Origin of the sequence: Pseudarthrobacter sp. NPDC080039 (genome assembly GCF_040702335.1) — a bacterium.
In the GTDB taxonomy this organism is placed as follows: domain Bacteria; phylum Actinomycetota; class Actinomycetes; order Actinomycetales; family Micrococcaceae; genus Arthrobacter; species Arthrobacter enclensis_A.
This window is the reverse complement of the sequence record NZ_JBFBKY010000010.1, coordinates 31,420-52,444: the sequence shown is the minus strand read 5'-3', so window position 1 is coordinate 52,444 and position 21,025 is coordinate 31,420. Positions and strand designations below refer to the sequence as shown.

General features: G+C 67.2%; 18 protein-coding genes and 1 riboswitch. Of the genes, 11 read left to right on the top strand and 7 right to left on the bottom strand.

Going from position 1 to position 21,025, the window contains the following annotated elements:
• Positions 1–23 precede the first annotated feature (23 nt).
• Genes AB0313_RS12860 through AB0313_RS12850 form a run of 3 tightly spaced genes read left to right on the top strand, consistent with a single transcriptional unit; the run spans position 24 to position 3,420 of the window.
• Entirely contained in the window at positions 24–743 is a 720-nt protein-coding gene (locus AB0313_RS12860) for an ABC transporter ATP-binding protein (protein WP_366305928.1), read from the top strand.
• The gene (locus AB0313_RS12855) at positions 740–2,776 is read left to right on the top strand and encodes a YhgE/Pip domain-containing protein (RefSeq protein ID WP_366305926.1); all 2,037 of its coding nucleotides are present in this window, start codon (positions 740–742) and stop codon (positions 2,774–2,776) included. Before AB0313_RS12860 ends, AB0313_RS12855 begins: the two co-directional genes overlap by 4 nt.
• Entirely contained in the window at positions 2,773–3,420 is a 648-nt protein-coding gene (locus tag AB0313_RS12850; RefSeq protein ID WP_141943742.1) for a TetR/AcrR family transcriptional regulator, read from the top strand. The genes AB0313_RS12855 and AB0313_RS12850 overlap by 4 nt, the downstream gene beginning before the upstream one ends.
• A 604-nt stretch (positions 3,421–4,024) precedes the next feature.
• Here AB0313_RS12850 and AB0313_RS12845 read toward each other — a convergent pair.
• Complete coding sequence (locus AB0313_RS12845) at positions 4,025–5,029, bottom strand: EamA family transporter (RefSeq protein WP_366305985.1); 1,005 nt, start codon at positions 5,027–5,029, stop codon at positions 4,025–4,027.
• Positions 5,030–5,102: 73 nt separating this feature from the next.
• On the opposite strand from AB0313_RS12845, the gene AB0313_RS12840 reads away from it, so the two are divergent.
• Positions 5,103–6,020, top strand: coding sequence for a LysR family transcriptional regulator (locus AB0313_RS12840; protein WP_366305924.1), 918 nt, complete (start codon positions 5,103–5,105; stop codon positions 6,018–6,020).
• On the opposite strand, the gene AB0313_RS12835 is transcribed toward AB0313_RS12840, so the two are convergent.
• From AB0313_RS12835 to AB0313_RS12825, 3 genes are all read right to left on the bottom strand, one after another.
• Entirely contained in the window at positions 5,989–6,516 is a 528-nt protein-coding gene (locus tag AB0313_RS12835; RefSeq protein WP_307309447.1) for a histidine phosphatase family protein, read from the bottom strand. The genes AB0313_RS12840 and AB0313_RS12835 overlap by 32 nt on opposite strands.
• Positions 6,517–6,813: 297 nt before the next feature.
• The gene (locus tag AB0313_RS12830) at positions 6,814–7,677 is read right to left on the bottom strand and encodes a winged helix-turn-helix domain-containing protein (RefSeq protein ID WP_141943750.1); all 864 of its coding nucleotides are present in this window, start codon (positions 7,675–7,677) and stop codon (positions 6,814–6,816) included.
• Positions 7,678–8,241: 564 nt separating this feature from the next.
• The gene (locus tag AB0313_RS12825; protein WP_366305921.1) at positions 8,242–9,204 is read right to left on the bottom strand and encodes a hypothetical protein; all 963 of its coding nucleotides are present in this window, start codon (positions 9,202–9,204) and stop codon (positions 8,242–8,244) included.
• Positions 9,205–9,433: 229 nt separating this feature from the next.
• Here AB0313_RS12825 and AB0313_RS12820 point away from each other — a divergent pair, with 229 nt between their 5' ends.
• The 6 genes from AB0313_RS12820 to AB0313_RS12795 all read left to right on the top strand — a co-directional run bounded on the left by AB0313_RS12820 (position 9,434) and on the right by AB0313_RS12795 (position 18,456).
• Entirely contained in the window at positions 9,434–10,174 is a 741-nt protein-coding gene (locus AB0313_RS12820) for a response regulator transcription factor (protein WP_141943754.1), read from the top strand.
• A 12-nt stretch (positions 10,175–10,186) separates the two neighbouring features.
• Positions 10,187–11,680: a HAMP domain-containing sensor histidine kinase gene (locus AB0313_RS12815; RefSeq protein ID WP_141943756.1), complete on the top strand. Its 1,494-nt coding sequence runs from the start codon at positions 10,187–10,189 to the stop codon at positions 11,678–11,680.
• 113 nt (positions 11,681–11,793) lie between these two features.
• Positions 11,794–13,173: a bifunctional glycosyltransferase family 2/GtrA family protein gene (locus AB0313_RS12810; protein ID WP_366305919.1), complete on the top strand. Its 1,380-nt coding sequence runs from the start codon at positions 11,794–11,796 to the stop codon at positions 13,171–13,173.
• Entirely contained in the window at positions 13,170–15,335 is a 2,166-nt protein-coding gene (locus AB0313_RS12805) for a glycosyltransferase family 39 protein (RefSeq protein WP_366305917.1), read from the top strand. The genes AB0313_RS12810 and AB0313_RS12805 overlap by 4 nt, the downstream gene beginning before the upstream one ends.
• Positions 15,336–15,341: 6 nt before the next feature.
• The gene (locus AB0313_RS12800) at positions 15,342–17,405 is read left to right on the top strand and encodes a glycosyltransferase family 39 protein (RefSeq protein ID WP_366305915.1); all 2,064 of its coding nucleotides are present in this window, start codon (positions 15,342–15,344) and stop codon (positions 17,403–17,405) included.
• A 173-nt stretch (positions 17,406–17,578) separates the two neighbouring features.
• Positions 17,579–17,740, top strand: a riboswitch (cyclic di-AMP (ydaO/yuaA leader).
• A 5-nt stretch (positions 17,741–17,745) separates the two neighbouring features.
• On the top strand, positions 17,746–18,456 hold the full coding sequence (locus AB0313_RS12795; RefSeq protein WP_366305913.1) for a hypothetical protein: 711 nt from the start codon (positions 17,746–17,748) through the stop codon (positions 18,454–18,456).
• 72 nt (positions 18,457–18,528) lie between these two features.
• On the opposite strand, the gene AB0313_RS12790 is transcribed toward AB0313_RS12795, so the two are convergent.
• Genes AB0313_RS12790 through AB0313_RS12780 form a run of 3 tightly spaced genes read right to left on the bottom strand, consistent with a single transcriptional unit; the run spans position 18,529 to position 20,438 of the window.
• The gene (locus AB0313_RS12790) at positions 18,529–18,942 is read right to left on the bottom strand and encodes a glyoxalase superfamily protein (RefSeq protein WP_366305911.1); all 414 of its coding nucleotides are present in this window, start codon (positions 18,940–18,942) and stop codon (positions 18,529–18,531) included.
• Positions 18,943–18,986: 44 nt separating this feature from the next.
• Positions 18,987–19,622, bottom strand: coding sequence for a uracil phosphoribosyltransferase (upp, locus tag AB0313_RS12785; RefSeq protein WP_141943767.1), 636 nt, complete (start codon positions 19,620–19,622; stop codon positions 18,987–18,989).
• Between the two features lie 12 nt (positions 19,623–19,634).
• Entirely contained in the window at positions 19,635–20,438 is an 804-nt protein-coding gene (locus AB0313_RS12780) for a phosphatase PAP2 family protein (RefSeq protein WP_307309465.1), read from the bottom strand.
• Between the two features lie 55 nt (positions 20,439–20,493).
• On the opposite strand from AB0313_RS12780, the gene AB0313_RS12775 reads away from it, so the two are divergent.
• A complete protein-coding gene (locus AB0313_RS12775) occupies positions 20,494–21,000 on the top strand; it encodes a nucleoside deaminase (protein ID WP_366305909.1) in 507 nt (168 codons plus the stop codon).
• The last annotated feature ends 25 nt before the right edge of the window (positions 21,001–21,025 follow it).

Genomic DNA, 21,025 nt, shown 5'->3' with positions numbered 1-21,025 from the left:
ACCTCTTCTGCGAAAGGCAAGCTTTGCTCTCAGCACACCAGCTCCACGCCAAAGGACGCCGGGACCCGCTGCTTCCACCCACGTCACTGACGGCTGCCCGCGGCGGGCTGCTGCTCGTCACCGGCGACCGCCAGGACCAGCGGACGGCCCTGTCCCTCCTGCTCAGCGGGAGGATGAAGGCCACGGACGGCCAGCTGGGCTGGGACGGAAGCTCCCGGACCAAACAGCTCCGCCTCGCCGCAGCCCTGGTGGACTCCCCCGGCGTCAATGAACCCGAGGAACACCTCAGCGTCCGCGACCTGGTAACCGAGGACCTGGCCCTGATCCCGCGCCGGTACCGGGGGGCGCTGCTCAGCGGCCCATGGCTCAAAGTCAACCGCTTTGAGGACATCGCGGACCTGTGGACAGAGCAGCTGGACCCCCGGCGGCGGCTCGAGCTGCTGACGGCCCTTGCCCTGGCCAATCCGCGCACGGACCTGCTGGTGGTGGACTCCCCGGACCGCCACAGCGCGGATGAGGCCACCTGGCTGCCACGCCTCCAGGAGTTGGCGTACGACGCCGGACGGCCGCTCGCCGTCGTGGCGGCGGTCAGTGCCGTCCCCGCCTCGTGGGACGGACCGTCGGCCGCGATCGGCAATGCCCTCCCCGAACCTGCTACGAAGGCGTCCCCCGGCAAATACGCTGCAGGGGCCACGCCAGAACCGGAAAACGAAACCACACTCGAAACCGAGGTTGCCAAGTGACTGTCCTGCGGCTGGCCCGCTCCGAACTGAAGCGCATGACGGGTGGGCTGCTGCCCAAACTGACCATCCTGGCGCTGACCATGGTCCCGCTCCTCTACGGCGCGGTGTACCTCTACGCGAACTGGGATCCGTACGGACATCTCAACAACCTCGATGCCGCCCTGGTGGTGGAGGACTCCGGCGCAACCGCTGCCGACGGGACGAAGCTCGATGCCGGAGCAAAGGTGGCCGACAGCCTGGTGGAAGGGAACGTCTTCCACTGGATTCCCGTGGCCAGCTCCACTGAGGCGGATGCCGGTGTCAGCAGTGGCCAGTACGCATTTGCGCTGAAGATTCCGAAGGACTTTTCGGCCAACCTGGTGTCCCCCGGCAGCTTCGACTCCGCCAGCCAGGCGATGCTGAACGTCACCACGAACGATGCCAACAACTATCTCCTGAGCACCATCGTGGACAAGCTGACCACCGCCGTCCACTCCACTGTGGCCAAGGAGGTGGGTGAGGAGACGGCCAACCAGTTGCTTACGGGCTTCGGCACCATCCATTCCAAGATGATCCAGGCCGCAGACGGCGCCTCGCAGCTGGCCGACGGCGTGGCCACGCTCAGGGACGGAACAGTCACCCTTCATGAAGGGACCTCAGCCTTGAGCAGCGGGGCGGACCAGTTGTACGCGGGCCAGTTGAAGCTGCGGGACGGGGCCAACCAGCTGACCGACGGCGCAGGGCAGCTCAGCAAGGGATTGTCCACGCTGAAGGACAAGACCGCCACGCTGCCCTCCGATGCCCAGACGCTCGCCTCCGGCGCGGCCCAGGTGGCTGCCGGGAATGCCCAGCTGAACGCCAAGGTGCAGGACGTGGCCACCCAGCTCGCGGCCGCGGACCAGGGCCTCCGTTCACGGGTGGTTGAGTCGAACAGCAGGCTTGTCGCCTCAGGTGTCCTGACCCAGGATCAGGCAAACAAAGTCCTCGCAGACTTTGATTCCGCCGCAGCGTCCAGCCCCGTGGCAGCCGCCAAGGCCAAAATCCAGACAGACGCCGAACAGGTCCAGCAGCTGGCCGACGGTTCCGAAGCGGTCAGTGTGGGCGCGGCCCAGCTGGCAGCCGGCATGCCGGCGCTGAAGGACGCCATCGCACAGGCCTCGGCAGGAGCAGACCAGCTCCACACGGGCGCCGCCGCGCTGGCGGCCGGTGAGCAATCCGCCGTCGACGGGTCCGCCGGCCTTGCGGACGGAGCCCGGAAGGTCGATGCCGGGGCCGCGCAGGTTGCCGACGGTGCCGGCCAGGCCGCCACAGGCTCCCGCACACTGGCAGACGAGATCGGGAAGGGCGCCGGCCAGGTCCCCAATCCCGACGACGCTCAGAAGAGCAACCTGTCCCAGGTGATGGCCGATCCCGTGGCCGTCAGCAACGTGTCGCAGGCCAAGGCCGGCTCCTACGGCGCAGGGCTCGCACCGTTCTTCCTCACCCTGGCCATGTGGATCGGCATCTTCATGCTGGTCCAGGCAATGCGTCCCATTACGCAGCGGGCGCTGGCCTCGAATGCACCGTCGTGGAAGGTCGCCCTTGGCGGCTGGCTGCCCTTCCTTCTGGTCTCGGTGGTGCAGGCATCCCTCCTGACAGTGGTGGTGGACGTGGCGCTGGGCCTCAACCCCGCCCACCCGGTCCTGATGTATCTGTTCATGCTGGCGGCGGCCATGGCGTTCAGTGCGCTCATCCAGGGCGTGGTGGCTCTGCTGGGCTCGCCGGGCAAGCTGGTGGTGCTGATCCTCCTGGTCCTGCAGCTGGTGTCATCCGGTGGCACCTTCCCGTGGCAGACCACGCCGCAGCCGCTCCACGTGGTCCACCAGGTGCTGCCCATGGGCTATGTTGTGACCGGCATGCGGCACCTCATTTATGGCGGGGACCTGTCCATGATTGTCCCCACCCTGGTGGGCCTGCTGGGCTACACCCTGCTGGGGGCTGCGATGTCCACGCTGGCCGTGCGCAAGAACAAGTACTGGACGCTCAAGACACTGAAACCGGAGATTGCAGTATGACCACCGAACCGGCGGCCGCGGGCAAAGGGCTCCGGCCCGCCCGGACCAACGCCACCCGCCAGAAACTCTTCGATGCCTCCATGGAGCTGATCGGCGAGCGCGGCGCCGCGGGCGTCACCGTGGATGAGATCGCGGCGGCCGCCGGGGTTTCCAAGGGCACGGTCTACTACAACTTCGGCAGCAAGTCGGAGCTCATAGCCCAGCTCCTGCGCCATGGCGTGGACATCCTCAAGGCCCGGCTGCTCGAAGCCGCCGACAGCGGTGGAACCGGCCGCGATCCACTGCTCGCCATGGAAGCGATGATCGGGCAGGCCATGGATTTCATGGCCGAGTACCCGTCATTTGCCCGTCTTTGGGTCAGCGAGAACTGGCGAATCCCGAGCGAGTGGCAGGGCACGTTCTCCGTCCTGCGGTCGGAGCTCCTGGAGGTGATCGGCCAGGCAGTGGAGAAGGTGGCCGCGGCCTACCCCGTAGATGATTCGGTGTCCCGGGGCAGCCTGGAAACGGCCATCTTCGGGGCCTGCTTCGTGGTGGGCCTGGACCGCCAGACGTACAACCCCGAGCGCACCCGTGACCAAAGTGTTGCAGCAATCATGGCCATCATGCGCGGCTACGTGCTCAGGGAGCCTGCTCCTCGGGGATGATGGAGCACATGCGGCATACGGGGAAGAGCGGTAAGTTCGCGGTCATCTGCGGTGTCGTGGCCGCAGTGTTGCTGGTGCTCACGGCGATGACCCTCGCCGAACCGGTGTTTCTCGCGTTCGTGGCTGTCCTGGCGCTGGCCTACCTTGCCGCGCTTGCGGAGGTCCTGGTCCGTCGGCGGCGCCTTGCCCTGCTGGCCACAGGGGCCGGGACCGCCCTGGCGCTGGGTTTCTCCCTGGCGTTCCTCAGCACGTGGGAGTTGGCGTTCGACGGGCAGTCCTCCTTCCTGGGGACCCCGCTGCCCACCCGCGACCCCGACAACTACTTCATCGGCGCTGCCGGCGCGCTGGTGGCCACGTTCGGAGTCCTCTTCCTGGGCGCGCTGTGGCCGGGCAGGAGGCGTCCAGCGCCAGCACCACGCCCCGCGGCACAGCGCGGCGCGGCACAGCGGGGCCCAGCACAGCGGGGCCCAGCACAGCGCCCGGCAACGCAGCGCCCCGGCACGACGGCACGCAGCCCCCGGGCCACTGCCGCCCAGACTGCCACGCCCCGGGCTGCCGCATCCCGAGCGGGCGGCCAGGCAGCCGCCACCCAGGGACCTGCCGTTCAGCGGGGGTCGGCCTCCCGCACCCCTGCCCGCGGGACGTCCTCCGCAGCCAAGCGCCCGGCGTCGTCCACGGTGCCGCCGGCCAAACCGGCACCCAGGTCCGGCAGCGGCTCCAACTCCCGCCGCTGACCGCGCCTGCCTGCCCGGCTGAGCACCGCCGTCGCCACCCCGCCCAGCAGGAGCACTCCGCCTGCCAGTTCCGTCGGCGACGGCACCTCGGCCAGAACCAGCCACGCGGCACTCATGCCCACCACGGGGACCAGAAGGGTAAACGGGACAACCGCCGACGACGGGTGGCTTGCAAGGAGCCGGTTCCAGATTCCGTAGCCCACCAGCGAGGCGAAGACGGCCGTGTAGAGTGCGCTGAGCAGGGTGGGCGCCTGAAGCGTTGACAGCGAATGCCAGACGGTGCCGGGACCGTCAACCAGCACGGACAGCGCCGCCAGCGGAAGTGGCACCACGGCGCCGGACCAGACCACCAGGCCCAGCCCTGAAGCGGCTTTGGCTTTCCGGGCAATGACGTTGCCGGCAGCCCAGGACAGCGCCGCGCCCAGGACAATGACCAGCGGCAGCAGCGGCGCCACTGCACTTCGTCCCACCGCCACGAGGCCGAGTCCGGCCACGCCCAGCCCAACGCCGGCCAGTTGCCGCCTGCTGGGCCGCTCACCCAGGAAACCAGCGGCCAGCAGGACGGTCAGCAGTACCTGCGCCTGCAGCACCAGCGAGGCAAGGCCCGCGGGCATGCCGAGCGCCATGGCCAGGTACAGAAAGCCGAACTGGCCGGCGCTCATGAAGAGTCCGACGCCGGCAATGGCCTTCCAGCTGACGTTCGGCTTCCTGACGAAGAAGATCCAGGGAACAACCACCAGGACGAACCGCACGGCCACGAACAGGAGCGGGGGAAAGTCCTGCCCGCCGGCATGGAGGCCGATGTCGATGGCCACGAAGTTCAGGCCCCACAGCAGTGCGACGAGGATGGCAAGGAGGGAGTCGCGCAGGTTCACGGTTCCCACTTTGGCAGCGTCTGGCATGAAGCACCAGCGCACATTTCAATGCCAGAACATGTAGGTTTGCTTCATGATCGACATCGGTTCGCTCCGGGCCCTGGCCGCCATCGAACAGTACGGCACCGTCATCGCAGCCGCGGACGCCATGGGGTACAGTCCTTCCGCCGTTTCCCAGCAGGTGAAGAGACTGGAGAAGGAAGCCGGCTTCGCAGTGCTGGAACGGCGGGGCCGCGGGGTCCTGCTCACCGAGCGCGGACTGGCCCTCGCAGCGTATGGCAGGCGGATACTTGCCGAACTGGAGGAGTTGGAGTCCACACTGCTGGTGGACCCGGCGAAACCCAGTGGCAGCCTCCGCCTGACATCATTCTCAACTGCCTGCCGAGGCCTGGTGGGTCCGCTGCTGGCGCGGCTTGGGCAGTCGGCGCTGGATATCTCGGTGCTGGCGGAGGACCCGCGTGAAGCCGTGGCCCGGGTAGCCAACGGGGACGCCGACTTGGGGCTGGTCCATAACTGGAATTCCGTCCCATTGGTCATCCCGGAGCACCTCACCCTGGAATGGCTGTGCGAGGACGTGGCGGACCTCCTGGTGCACCGCAGCCACGCCCTGGCAGGCCGCCCTTACGTCGAACCCGCGGAGTTGGTCGATGAACGCTGGATCAGCACCCCTGCCGGAGCCATCTGCAACGAGGCCCTGCTGCGGATTTTCGCCGACCTGGGGCGGGTGCCTGACATCCGGGTCTACGATCCCGATTTCGCGACGCATATCGCTTTTGTGGAGCAGGGAGTGGCGGTTGCGCTCGTCCCCCGCCTGGGAAGGCCTGCACTGCCGCCGGAGGTCGTCGCCATTCCGGTGGTCAATCCGGTGCAAGCGCGGCAGGTGGGGCTCGTCCACCGCAGGACCATGACGTCCAGTCCGGGCATCAGGCACGTGTCAGCCCTGCTGCGCAGCATCGCCGTCAGCGCGAACGGGGAACCGCAAACCGCGTAATCCGGGCGTCCTGCCCATCAAGTTCGGCCCAGGGCTTCTCCGTTTCCAGGACCGTCAGGGCGTTGGTGGGAAAGCGGGTGGCCGCGTCCATGTAGGCATCGTGGTCGGAGTCGCGGGAGGCGAGGTGCATGGCCAGGTCCTGCACGCCGGGGAGATGCGCGATCAGCATCAGCGTGGTCACCGTGTCCGGCACATGGTTCACCACGGTGAGCATCCGCAGGGCCGAGGCCGCATACAGGCCATCCTCGAGCTTGGGCGTGGGGGCCTTGTCGCCAAGCTCCGAGCACACCCAGGTGCAGGTCTGGCGGGTGCGCAGCGCGCTTGAGCACAGGATGAAGTCCGGGACGATATTGTGCTTGAGCAGCCAGCGGCCGGCCAGCGGCGCCTCCCGGTGCCCACGTTCCTCCAGCGGCCGCTCATGGTCGGCCACCCCGCCCGGCCAGTCAGCCTTCGCGTGGCGCATGATCACAAGGCGTCGAACATGGTGCGAACTCATGGCCCAAGCCTAGCCCGAGCAAAAGCAGCAAGGACAGGAAGGGAGAACCGAAGAAGCGTCACGCCAAGCACTGCCCACAGCGGCGCAAGGACCAAGCAGTCGCGGAGGCACAGTGCCCGGAGAGCCCTCGAACGCGCCGGAAGTGACGGTCACGTTGTCGCCGGTCGCTTGAGCGTAGCGGCACATCCCGACAGCGCCGTTGTTGCGTGAGGAACGAGCGCAGGCGCAGAGGGATTGTGCCGCGAAAGCGAAAGCGACCCGTTCCACCGGAGCAGGTCGCCTTCGCGCGAAAAAGAGTTAGATCGAGTACTCCGGAGCGGCCCAGACAACAACTTCCGGGTGCTCGTAGAACCGGTAACCCTGGCCACGGACCGTGCGGACGGTGTTGGCGAGGCGGCCCAGCTTGGAGCGGAGGCGGCGGATGTGGACGTCGATGGTGCGTTCGTTGGGCACTTCTTCGGCATTGCGCCACAGCCCCTCGAGGAGTTCATCGCGGCCCACGGTGCGGGTGCCGTTTTCGACGAGGTAGTTAAGGAGCTCGAACTCCTTGAAGGTGAGGTTCAGGGATTCGCCGTCAAGGTGTACTTCGCGGCGGGCCAGGTCAATGAGAACGCCGGACGGGCGCGGCTCCTGCGACTGGGCAGGGCGGGGTGCTTCAGCGCGCTGGCGGTTGACGGTGGGGTCACCAAAGGTGGAACGGACGACGTCGAGCGCGGAACCCGGGGTGCCTGCAGGGGCTACGGCCACTGCTGCGTAGCTCTCGGCCCCGGAGACCAGCGATTGGGCGTAGGCCCGGATTTCCTGGGCGAGCTTTGCGATGGAGGTCCCGGCTGCTGCTGCCGTCTCTTCATCGATACCCATGTAGAGGACGAATCCACGGGCCACGTTGTCGTTCGCAACCGGGCGGACCGGGTTTGACCCGGCCACGACAGGAGTGGGTGCGGTGACGGGTGCGGACTCGGCAGGATGCACGGCGCGGAGTTGGCCGTAAGAGTTCGGGTTGTACCCCTGCGGGGCAAAACCCTGGGCAGGGAAGTTGCTTCCGGGGGTGGAGGGGGCGAGCGCCGGCCGGGGCCCGAAGCCGGGACGAAGGCCGGAGGACTGGCCTGCTTTGGCGGCGTTACGGACAGAGATGTGGACGTATCCGGATGCAACTGACATGGAATGCTTACCTCAATGTGAAATGGCCGTCTTCGCGGCTCGAATGCTGGCTTCCCCGTCAGGCGGACCGGGGAGGGGCGCCCGACGCTGGGCTGGAGGGCGAATGCCTAAGAACTTCAGGGGGTGGGAAGGTCAGGCGTGCATTCGACAACAGCGCATGTCGGCAGCAGCGGATGTGCTGGGCCAATATTCTGCGGCTGCAGGAGCTGTTGAGTTCTTGTTCACATTGGAAGTGTGCAGCGTAACAATGCCAACTTGCAAGTAACAATGGACCGAATCGTCCGCATCGTGAGACAAATCGGAGATTTGTGCTGCATGTCACTATTTCGGCGGCGGGAATTTTTTTGGGTCTACATCCCGCCTGAGGCCTTATTTGGCTGGTAATTTCAGAATAAAATTCGGGCGTTTGTCTTTTTTTCGAACGTACCCGAAATTCAACCGTTTGACGTGGAATCGTCCGGATGGAGAAGGGGCGTGTCCAGCCGGCGTCCTGCCTCCGGCTGATTTTTCGCATCAGGATTGTGCCGGAGGCAGGAGGTGCTGCCATCTCCCTGCCCGCAGGAGTCAGTTGCTGCTTGTCCCCGAACTGGGCGCGGTGCCCGTGGTGGACGTTGTGAGCTGAACGGTTTGGACTGTGTAGGTGTCCGCACTTTTGAGTGCTGTTATGCGGACCGTCGCCCCGGTGGTTACGTCGGACATGCTGAGTGTGCTGCCGGTGGAGCTTCCGCCACGCTGCCGCATCCCCTGGGTTACCTGCACGTCCGTGCCGACCGCATAGGTACGGGAAAAACCATCTTCGCTCTTGACGGTGATTGACGTGGCCGAGACCTCCGTGACCGTGCCCGTCTGGCCCGCCATGGTCACGTAGTTGGAGCCCTGGAGGACCACGTATTCAGAATGCACAGCGGCGTTCAGGCCTGCGCCTCCCATGCCCAGCCCTCCCGGGCCGCCGTCCATGCCACCGTCACGGCCGGTCATTCCACCCCCGTCCACACCGGCCTGGCCGCCTTGCCCCATCATGCCGCCCTGGCCCGACGTACCATTCTGGCCTCCGCGGCCGAACTGGCCGCCGGCTCCCGTGCGCTGGCCATTCGCCGAAGCGCCCGCGGTACCGTTGCCTGCCGCATATGCGCCTGCGCCGGCGCCGGCAGCTGCGGCAACCACCACCGCCACACCGCCCACCAGCAGGCTTTTCCTGGCGGTCCAGTTGCCTTTCCCGGGCCGCCCCGAGGCTTTGGCTGCGTTCTGCTGTGGTACGCCCCATCCTGCGCCCGCACTGTGACCCTGGCCGTTTGGCGGCGTAGCACCCCAGCCTGCGGACTGGGAGGCTGGGGACGGCGTGCCTGCAGACGGTGTACCGCCCAAGGGGATGGTCCGCTCCTGGGCGGACTGGCCCTCGGGCCCCCCTGCGTTGGGTGTCCCGCCCCAGACCGCGGCGGGCGGTTGTTCCCGTCCTTCAGTGGCACGCTGCGGCTGTGCATTCTGCCCTGCTGCCCCGGGGACGGCGTTGTTGTCCTGCTGGTCCATGGCTTTCTCCAAGAAGTTGAAACTGCTGGTGGTGATGCTGTTGTCCCAACAGGCTCTGACGGTTTGCTGTGCAGGGGCTGTGCGGCAGACCTAGGCGGCCTGTGACCTTTAAGGGCACCACGGCCGTGAGGCAGCGCTTACCCGAACCACAGGTGGCTAGGCTGGAGCTCACAGCCTGAACACAGCAACGGCAAAGCATCGGCAAACCGACAGATCGGAGAGTTGTCCCATGGCATCCCCGCACCCCATGACCAACAACCTTCCCCAGCTCACTCACCCTGACGGTTCCCCCATCCGAGCCCTTGTGGTGGATGACGAGCCGAGCCTGTCGGAACTCATGAGCATGGGCCTGCGCATGGCCGGATGGTCTGTTGCCGTGGCCGCGGACGGCCCGGCTGCCGTGAAACTGGCCAAGGACTTCCACCCGGACGTGCTGGTGCTCGATGTCATGCTGCCAGGGTTCGACGGCGTGGAACTGCTGGGCAGGATCCGCGCCTTTGCGCCCGAGGTGCCTGCGCTCTTCCTGACCGCCAAGGACGACGTCCAGGACCGCATCGTCGGGCTGGCCGCCGGCGGGGATGACTACGTCACCAAGCCCTTCAGCATGGAGGAAGTCCTGCTGCGCCTGCACCGCCTGGTTCAGCGCTCCGGCGTTGCTGCCATGGATACCGCCGAGCTGGTAGTGGGCGACCTGGTGCTCAACGTGGACACACGCGAAGTGACCCGTGCCGGCGAGGAGATCCAGCTGACGGCCACGCAGTTCGAACTCCTGCGCTACCTGATGGAGAACCCCAAGCGCGTGGTGAGCAAGGCCCAGATCCTTGACCACGTATGGGATTACGACTTCGGCGGCCAGGCGAACATCGTGGAACTGTACATCTCGTACCTCCGCAAGAAGATCGAAGCCAACCACCCGCCGATGATCCACACAGTGCGCGGAGCGGGCTACGTCATCAAGCCCTCAGACTAGCCAAGGAACAGCATGTCCTCGCTCTCCGGTGTTCCCCGGCCCGCCGGCCGGTCCTGGTTCAACCCTTCCACCTGGCACCTCCGTACCCGGCTGATCCTGCTCTCCATGGCCCTCCTGGTGGCGATTTCCAGTGCGATCGGCGTGGTCAGCTATGCCTCCATGGATGTGGTCCTCACCAACCAGCTGGACGCGCAACTGAAGCTGGCATCCCGGGGCCGGCCGCCGGAAGGCAATCCCTCCGGCCGCCCCGATCCCCTGGACGCGCGCGGACAAAGCGTGGGGACGCTCAATGCAAGGGTGGTGGGCGGACAAGTCAGCCGGGAAGCCGGTTATCTTTCCTCTGACGCCACCCGCATAGCCCTGACAAACCGGGACGTTGCCACCTTGCAGGCACTCCCCCACGACGGCGTGCCCGTGGACCGCGAGCTGTCCAATGGCGATTACCGCCTGATGGCAACCGAGACCCCATACGGGGATGTGGTGATCACCGGCCTGCCGCTGGCAATGAAGCAGAGCACCGAGGCTTCACTTGTGCTCACGATGGTCCTGGTGTCGCTCGGCGGCCTTCTCCTGATAGGACTGGCCGGGACGGCCCTGATCCGCCGGACCATGCGGCCGCTGGAACAGCTCTCAGACGTGGCCACCAAAGTCTCCAAACTGCCCCTCGACGCCGGCGAGGTGGCCCTTGCCGTGCGTGTGCCGCCTTCCGCAGCGCATCCCACCACCGAAGTAGGCAGCGTGGGCCATGCCCTGAACCTCATGCTGGACAACGTCTCCAGCGCCCTTGAAGCCCGGCAGCGCAGCGAGATGAAGGTGCGCCAGTTCGTGGCCGATGCCTCGCACGAACTTCGAACACCACTGACGGCCATCCGCGGCTACACCGAGCTGATGCGCATGACCGAAACCCTGACGGACGATGGCCGGAAGTCGCTGGGCCGGGTGCAAAGCCAGTCCGAGCGGATGACCGCGCTGGTGGAGGACCTGCTGCTGCTGGCCCGGCTGGACGAGGGCAAGGACACCGAAACCGCAGACGTGGACCTGACCCAGCTCGTGGTCGAGACCATCAGCGATGAAAAAGTCATGGCGCCGGATCATACCTGGCAGCTGCAGTTGCCCGACGAACCCGTGGTGGTGCGCGGCGACACCACCCAGTTGCACCAGGTCCTGGCCAACCTGCTCTCCAACGCCCGGAAACACACCCCGGCCGGCACCAAGGTTACCGCGGGCGTAATGCGCTCCGCCGACGGGAGCGTGGTGGTGACGGTGACCGACGACGGCCCGGGTATCCCTGCGGAGTTCCAGGGCAGCATCTTCTCCCGCTTTACCCGCGCAGACGCTGCCCGTTCCGGCCAGGGAGGTTCCGGTTCGGAGGGTTCTTCGGGCCTGGGGCTGTCAATCGTGGAATCCATCGTGATGGCCCATGGCGGCACGGTGGAGCTGGTCTCCCGGCCGGGCAGGACCGAGTTCGCGGTGCGGCTTCCCGCGGGCGGCACCGCCCAGGCCTGAAGCGGCGCCACCCCCGGCACCTGTCCGGGTGGGGACAACCCTGGCCGCACTTACACAGGCGCAGCACAGGTTGCGCCTAAAGCCTTCAAATCCGGGAGCGCCACTCTTGATCCATGACGCTCACCGACTCCCCTTCAGGAACCCTGCAGGACGCCGCGGTGGCGCCGCCGGGCATTCCGTCCCGGGGGCGCGCCGTACGGCGCGCCCCCGTGGATACACGCACCACCGCACCGGTCCTCGACGTGACCATCCCGGTCTTCAACGAGGAACGCGACCTCGAGGAATGCCTTCGCCGGCTTCATGCACACCTGGTGGATTCCTTTCCGCACAGTTTCCGGATCACGGTGGCGGACAACGCCAGCACTGACGGCACGCTGAAGATCGCGGAGCGGCTGGCGCGGGAGTTCCCGGAACTGGCTGTGGTCCACCTCGACGAGAAGGGCCGCGGGAACGCGCTGCGGAAAGTGTGGCTTGCCTCCCCGTCCCCGGTGCTGGCCTACATGGATGTGGACCTTTCCACCGATCTCGCCGCGCTGGCACCGCTGCTGGCACCGCTGATTTCGGGGCACTCGGACCTTGCCATCGGCACCCGGCTCACCCGCAACTCGAGGGTTGTCCGCGGCCCCAAGCGGGAGTTCATCTCACGCAGCTACAACCTGATGCTCCACTCCTTCATGGGTGCGCGGTTCAGTGACGCCCAGTGCGGCTTCAAGGCCATCCGCGCCGACGTCGCCCAGCAGATCCTCCCCTACACCGTGGACAACTCCTGGTTCTTTGATACAGAACTCCTGGTCCTGGCCGAGCGGTGCGGACTGCGCGTCCACGAGGTTCCGGTGGACTGGGTCGACGACCCTGACTCCAGTGTGGACGTGGTCCGGACCGCAGTGGCGGACGTCCGCGGAATGGCCCGCCTCACCCGTGACCTGGTGTACGGCCGGATTCCAGTTCCGGAACTGCGCGCAGCGCTGGCGCGGGGCCCGCTCCCGGCATCCTCCCGGGCCGACGAGCAAACGCCCGGCAGCAGCCTGTTCGGCCAGCTGGTCCGGTTCGCCGTCATCGGCGCCGCCTCCACCCTGGCCTACCTGCTGATTTTCCTGTTCTGCCGCGGCTTCATGGACCCGCAACTGGCAAACTTCCTGGCGCTGCTGATCACCGCGGTGGCCAATACCGGCGCCAACCGGCGCTTCACGTTCGGCATCCAGGGCGGGAACCCGGTCCGGCACCACTTCGAGGGCCTGATAGTGTTCGGCATCGGCCTGCTGCTCACTTCCGGCGCGTTGGCCCTGGTGCACAGCACGACGACGCCGGACCGGTGGTTGGAAGTCGTCACCGTGGTGGCGGCGAACCTCGCAGCCACCGCGGCCCGGTTCCTGCTGTTCCGGCTATGGGTCTTCCGTGAACGCACACCCCGCGGGCAGTCGGCCGCCGCAGGCGGCCCCAGCCCCACCAACCTCAACACTTCAGCCACCTCCACAGAAACGGCAGCATCATGACCTCCACCATCGAAACGGCGGGTGGCGGTTCCACCGCTGTCCCCCAGCCCCCAGCGGGCGAACCGGCCGTGGCCCCTCAACCCGCGGCACAGCCCGCAGCGCCCCGGACCGAAGCGGCCCATCCTGACCGGCGCTGGACACGTTACGCCTTCGGCAGCCAGCCCCGCTGGGTCCGTCCTTCAGCAGCCGCTCTCCTGGTGGCCACCGGGATCCTCTACCTCTGGAACCTCGCGGCCACCGGTTTTGGGAACTCCTTCTACGCGGCAGCCATCCAGGCCGGCACCAAGGACTGGACAGCGTTCCTCTTCGGGTCACTGGACGCCGGCAACGCCATCACGGTCGACAAGCCGCCCGCGGCACTGTGGATTCCGGCCCTCGCAGGACGGATCTTCGGATTCTCGCCGCTCAGCATGCTGGTGCCGGAGGCACTCATGGGCGTGGCCGCCGTCGGCATCCTCTACCTGACCGTCAAGCGGGTCTCGGGACCGGCTGCCGGCCTGGTGGCCGGCGGCGCCCTGGCCCTGACGCCCGTTGCGGCGCTGATGTTCAAGTTCAACAACCCGGACGCCATGCTCACCCTGTGCCTGGTGCTGGGAGCGTACTTCACTACCCGGGCCATCGAACGTGCCGGCTGGAAGTGGCTTGTTGCAGCAGGAGCCGTGATCGGCCTGGCGTTCCTCGCCAAGATGCTGCAGGGCTTCCTGGTCGTTCCGGCGCTGGGGCTCGCCTACCTGTGGGCCGCGCCCACCACGCTGGGCAGGCGGGTGGCGCATCTGTTCGGCGCACTGGGCGGAATACTCGTCGTGGCCGGCAGCTACGTTGCCCTTTTCCAGCTGACCCCTGCCTCGGACCGTCCGTATATGGCCGGGTCCACCACCAACAGCTTCCTTGAACTGACTTTCGGCTACAACGGCCTGGCCCGGATCACCGGGTCCGGCGAAGGCATGCCCGGCGGTGGCGCCGGAGGTGCTGCCGGAGGGCCGGGAGGCAGCTTCGGGGGCGGCAACGGCGGATTCGGCGGTGCGGCCGGCGTGCTGCGGATGTTCGGGACAAGCTTTGGCGGCGAAGTCTCCTGGCTCCTGCCCGCCGCCCTGATCCTGCTGGTGGCCGGGCTGTGGTTCACGCGCCGTGAGGCACGCACTTCACCGGGCCGGGGCGCGCTGGTCCTGTGGGGCGGCTGGTTCCTGGTCACCGCCGGAGTCTTGAGCTTCATGAGCGGAATAGTCCACCCCTACTACTCCGTGGCGCTCGCACCGGCGATCGCGGCACTGGTAGGCATTGGCTCAGTGGAACTTTGGCGCGGCCGCCAATCCTGGGCTGCCCGGATCGTCCTGGCCGTGACCGTCCTCGGCACCTCGGTGTGGTCCGCAGTCCTGCTCGGCCGCGATGCATCGTGGCTGCCTTGGCTCCGTGTGACCATCATCGTCCTCGGCGTCCTCGCCGCAGCGGCAATCCTGCTGCGCCTCGACGCAGGGCGCACCACCGGACGGTTCCGGCGCGCGGGTGCGGCCGCCGTCGTCGTCATATCGCTTCTTGCCGGGGGACTTGGGTCCGCCGCCTGGACCCTTGCCACTGCTGCGACCGCACATGCCGGTTCCATTCCGACGTCGGGGCCGGCGGGTTCGTCGGCGGGCGGCTTTGGAAACCGTGCCGCGGGCTTCCGCGGCGACCGCACCGACGGCAGGGATGCAGCTGCAGGCACTGACGGGGCAACCACCGGCACCGACGGGTTCGATCCCGCCAACGGATTTGGTGGTCCGGCCAACGGCGCCGACCCGGCTGCCGGTGGTCCGGGTGGCGCGGCGGGTGGACCCGGCGGTGAGGGACCCGCGGACGCCGCCGTGACCGCACTGCTCTCGTCCACCACCACCAAATGGTCCGCGATCGTCTCCGGCGCCAGCCAGGCGGCAAGCCTGGAACTTGCCACCAACACCAACGTCATTGCGCTGGGCGGCTGGAACGGCGGGGACCCCTACCCCACCCTCGCGCAGTTCCAGGACATGGTGGCCAAAGGCCAGATCGGCTACTTCATCCAGGGCGGCGGCATGGGCGGCCGCGGCATGGGTGGCCGGGGCGGCAACTCCGAGGTGGCCGCGTGGGTCCAGGCCAACTTCCAGGCCGAGACCGTCGGCAGCTCCACCGTGTACAAACTCACCAAGTAGGACGCGATGACCAGCCATTCCCCAACCCATGCAACTGCACTCCGAACCGCCCCCGGACACCGGGTTCCTGCACCACGTGCAGCCTCTGCCGGCGTCGTGCACGACCCCCAGGCACTCCGCCGGCGGCTTGAACTGGCGGCAGTACTGGCTGGCACCGCAGTGTTGTACCTGTGGAACCTTGGGGCCTCAGGCTGGGCAAACGCGTTCTATTCGGCGGCAGCCCAGGCCGGATCACAGGACTGGGCTGCCTGGTTCTTCGGTTCCTCCGACGCCGCGAACTCCATCACGGTGGACAAGCCGCCGGCCTCCCTGTGGGTCATGGGGCTGTCGGTCCGGCTCTTCGGCCTGAGCTCCTGGAGCATCCTGGTTCCCCAAGCGCTCATGGGGGTGGGGACGGCATGGCTGCTCTATCTGGCTGTGCGCCGGACGGCCGCGCCGGCAACCGGCGATGCCCGGCTGGCGCACCGGGCGGGCCTGCTGGCCGCGGCGGTCCTGGCCCTTACCCCGGTTGCCACGCTGATGTTCCGGTTCAACAACCCGGATGCGCTGCTGGTGCTGCTCATGACCGCTGCCGCCTACGCTGTCCTCCGCGCCGTGCAGGACGACAGGCTGCGCTGGCTTCTGCTGGCCGGCGTGTTCCTGGGCTTCGGATTCCTGGCCAAGCAGTTGCAGGTGCTGCTGGTGGTTCCCGGTTTCGCGCTGGCCTATGCAGTGGCGGGGCCGGGCAGGTTGCCCCGGCGGCTGCTCCGGCTGGGAGCTGCAGGGGCGGCCATGGTGGCCTCGGCCGGATGGTGGTTGCTGGCCGTTGAGCTGACGCCGGCCGGCATGCGGCCGTACATCGGCGGATCACAAAACAACTCCATCCTGGAACTTACCCTCGGCTACAACGGGCTGGGCCGGTTGACCGGCGAGGAGACGGGCAGCGTGGGCGGCGGCAACGGCTGGGGCATTCCCGGCCTGCTGCGGATGTTCGGCAGCGAGTTCGGTGGCCAGATCGCCTGGCTTCTGCCGTCAGCCCTGATCCTCGCGGGGGGCCTGTTGTGGGTGGGACGCCGCGCCCCCCGCACTGATGCCGTCCGTGCCTCTGTCATCATCTGGGGCTCATGGGTCCTGGTCACGGGGTTGGTGTTCAGCTTCATGGCGGGCATCATCCACCCCTACTACGCGGTGGCACTGGCACCGGGGATCGCCGGGCTGGCCGGCCTGGGCGCCGTCCTTCTGTGGCAGCACCGGCAGCAGGCCGTTGCAGCTTCCCTCCTCGCTGCAGCCGTAGCGGCAGCGGGCCTCATGGCCTTCTACCTTCTGGGTACCACGACCGCCTATGGCCCGTGGCTGCGCTGGGTGGTCCTGCTGGGAGGGCTGGCCGCCGCAGCAGGCGCAGGACTCACGAGCTTCCTGCGCCCGCGTTCCCTCCAACGGACGACGGCGGCGCTCGCCATCGCAGCGTCGCTCGCCGGACCGTTGGCCTACTCCATCACGACGGCGGCGACCGCCCATAGCGGAGCAATCGTCAGCGCGGGGCCTGTGCAGGGCTTCGGCCCCGGCGGTGCCGGCGCAGGCGGGCGCGGAGGCGCTCCTGGCGGAACCGGCGGGACCCGGCAGCCGGCCGCCCCTGGCGGCATCAGGCAACAGGGCACCTTCAGCGGCGCAGCACAGGGCGGAACCGGATTTGGCGGCGGAGCCGGCTTCGCCGGTGGCCGCGGCGGCGGCATGGGCGGGCTCCTGGGCGCGCCCACCCCGTCCGCCGACCTCGTGGCGGCGCTGAAGGACGGCGCGTCCAACTACACGTGGTCCGCAGCAGTGGTGGGTTCCAACAACGCGGCCGGTTACCAGCTGGCGACGGAACTGCCGGTGATGGCGGTCGGCGGCTTCAACGGCACCGATCCCTCGCCTACCCTGGCGGAATTCCAGGACCTGGTGGCGCAGGGGAAAATCCACTACTTCATCGCGGGTGGAACCATGCGCTCCAGCAGCGGATCCGATGCCGCTGCACAGATAGCGCAGTGGGTGGCGCACAACTTTGCGCCACAGAGCATCGGCGGCACCACGGTCTACCTGCTGGCGAGGTAACGGGCAGGTCTCCTCGCCGCATTGCGCCTGCCCCGCGAAGACGGTGCAGGCGCAATGCGGCGCGCCCGAGCGCGTGACTTCCGTTACCTAAATGTGACTTTCGCGCGATCTTCCTGTACCGTCGATTGGGTGCGGTCCGCGTTCGGGCCGCATATCCCGGGTTGACGCCAAGCTCTGCCGCTTCCCCGGATTCCCGATTGAGCAACGGCAGAGGCGGGGGACCCACCGTCCCGGGCAATGAATGCCCTTGGGGTTAAGCCAGTACGTGATCTTTCCGTACAGCCGGATGCCCTCATCCGAACCCGACAGCTAACTCCGCAGGTGTGAGAGGCGATCAATCATGTCCAAGAACAAGGCAGAAGCACGCCTGCATGCCAAGGCTAAACACCGGGCCGCGCAGCGGGCAAAGAAGACAACCCTCGGCCAGCGCGCCGGGATCCTCGCAGCATCCTGTGCGGTGCTGGTGGGGGTAGGCGCAGCAGGTCAGGCAACCAGCAGCATGACTCCGGTGTCATCCACCGGGTCCAACTCTTCCACCGCTGCGTCCGATGCCCAAATGAGTATCGAGAAAAGCGAAATCCGTTCCAACCCGGCAACGAACCCGGCTCCGGCCGCCATCAGCGTGGCACCGCAGGCGGCCGAACCAGCTCCCGCGGCCGCCCCTGCGGCACCTGCTCCCGCCCCTGCCCCACCGGCGCCGGCGCCCGCTCCCGCACCCGAGCCGGCACCCGCCGTCGCGATTAACGATCCTGCCGGTGCCCAGGCCTACGCTGCCGGCCAACTGTCCTCTTTTGGCTGGGGCCCGGACCAGATGCAGTGCCTGCAGACGCTGTGGACCAAGGAATCCGATTGGACCACCACGGCCACCAATGCCAGCAGCGGCGCATACGGCATCGTCCAGTCCCTGCCTGCCGAAAAGATGGCAACGTTCGGCGCGGACTACCTCACCAACTACCGCACCCAGATCAACTGGGGACTGGACTACATCAAGAAGAGCTACCAGTCGCCTTGCGGAGCCCTGAACTTCCACCTGGCACACAACTGGTACTAGGCACTCCCGGACCGGGGACATTCCGGCAGCTAACGGCGGGCCGCATCACCACGATGCGGGCCGCCGTTTGCCTTAAGGCGCGGCCCCCGCCCCGCCCTGCCCCGCGCCCCGGCCCGCATTCCGCCACGGGATGTACTGGACCGACCACTTATTCCCGTCCGGATCGGCGAAATACACGAAATGGCCCCAGGGAAGCACCTCGATATCACTGACGTCCACACCATTGCTCTTCAGTTGGTCGTGCGCCGCGTGGATGTCGTCGACCACCAGCTGGAGGTTGGTTCCCGTGCCGGCAGGGGCGTCAAGGAGCCCTTCGCCCATGCTGATGGAGCAGGCCGAGCCGGGCGGCGTCAGCTGCACAAAGCGGATGTTGTCGGATGGCCGCTCGTCGTAGTCCGCGTTGAAGCCCACCTTGTTGACGTAGAAGTCCTTGGCGCGGTCAACGCCCGTGACGGGAACGTACACAAGTTCGAGTTTCCAGTCCATGCGCACAGGCTAGCGGCAGGGACAGCTTCCAGAAAGGGTGAAAACTACCCTGCGATGCCGTAGAGGCGGTCACCGGCGTCACCGAGGCCCGGAACGATGTAGGACTTCTCGTTGAGCTTCTCGTCGATCGAAGCCAGAACGACGTGAACGTTGGCACCGGACAGCTCCTCCTCCAGGCGGGCCAGTCCTTCCGGGGCCGCCAGCAGGCAAATGCACGTGACGTCGGACGCCCCGCGCTTGAACAGGAACTTGATGGCTTCCCGCAGGGTGCCGCCGGTGGCGAGCATGGGATCCAGGACGAAGACCTGGCGCCCGGTCAGGTCTTCCGGAAGGCGCTCCGCATAGGTGATGATGTCCAGCGTCTCCTCGTCCCGGGCCATGCCCAGGAAGCCCACCTCAGCGGTGGGGACCAGCTTGGTCATGCCCTCCAGCATTCCAAGGCCGGCGCGCAGGATGGGGACCACCAGCGGGGTGGGCTTGGTGAAGGCCGTGCCAATGGTGGTGCTGACCGGCGTCTCGATGGTCACGGGCTCCGTGCGGACCTCCCGCGTGGCCTCGTACGCCAGCAGGGTCACCAGCTCTTCCGTCAGCTGCCGGAAAACCGGCGACGGGGTGTTCTTGTCCCGCAGGACGGTGAGCTTGTGGGCGACCAGGGGGTGGTCAACAACGAGAGTGCGCATCCCCCAAAACTATCATCCGGCGCTGCCCTTCCCGGGTCCGGAGCCTCCACCCTCGTGCACTTCCTGGGCCACGACGTCCCGGACAATGGGACGGTCGAACGACGGCGCAGCGCCGGCATGCTCCCGCCTGCGGATGAGATGGAACAGCCGGTGGGCCATAATCACCACGCCCACCCAGGCAAACCCCAGCAGCCAGCCCGCCATGACGTCCGTCAGCCAGTGGTGGCCAAGGAAAACCCGGCTCAGGCCCATCGCAATGATGAAGATGGTGCCGGCCGTGATGGCGCTGACACGGACCCACATCAACTGGAACTGCAGGCAAATGAGGTACACGATCAGGCTGATCACCACTGTGGTGTTCAGCGTGTGCCCGCTGGGGAAAGAGGGCGAGTCCTCGTAAGGGGGAACGGCGTCAGCGTGGTCCGGGCGGGTACGTCCCACGAGCTTCTTGCCCAAAGTGGTGGCCGTGATGGAGGCCGCGGCAGCACCGCCCACCAGGATCAGTGGACGCCAGTTCCGGCCGAGGAAGGTCAGCCACGCAGTGAGGATGCTGGCCAGGATGGGCATGCCCACGCCGCCGCCGATGTTCGTGAAGCCGGTGACGAATGCATCCAGCCCGGGACTGCGCAGGCTTTCGGCAAAGGCCAAAGCCGGTTTGTCCAGGTTGGCAAGCCCGGCCGAGTCCACCACGTTGTCGTAGACCTCAGCTCCGAGCAGCGCCAGGGACACGATGATCACGCCGCCCACCAGGATGGTCAGCACCAGCGCCGCATAGGGTTTGAACCAAATACTTATGCGGTCCCGAAGAGTGTCCATGCTGCCTCCCGGCATCGGTAAGTAACCTGAGTATCCCCGAAACTATCATTGAGCCATGCCTTTGCCCGAAAAGAAACACGACGCCTGGATGGGCCTTGCCCTGATCGAGGCCCGCCGTGCCCTTTCCACCGAGGACGTGCCCATCGGCGCCGTGGTGATTGGGCCCGACGGCGGCGTGCTGGGTTCCGGACGCAACCAACGGGAGGAACTGGGCGACCCCACCGCCCACGCCGAGGTGGTGGCCATCAGGGAAGCAGCGGCGCGGTTACAGGAACTCGCCAGGAGCGCCGGCGGTGCGGGTGACGGTTGGCGGTTGTCCGACTGCACCTTGGTGGTCACCCTGGAACCCTGTGCCATGTGCGCCGGCGCCATCGTCCTGGCCAGGATTCCCAGGGTGGTTTTTGGCGCCTGGGACGAAAAGGCAGGCGCTGCCGGATCGGTGTTCGACATCCTCCGCGAACGGCGGCTCAACCACTGGGTTGAGGTGTATCCAGGGGTCCGCGAGGAAGAGTGCGCCCTGCTGCTGCGCGAGTTCTTTGCCAGCCACCGCAGCAGCCTCTGAAGTGGCTGCCGGCCCGGTCGTTGCG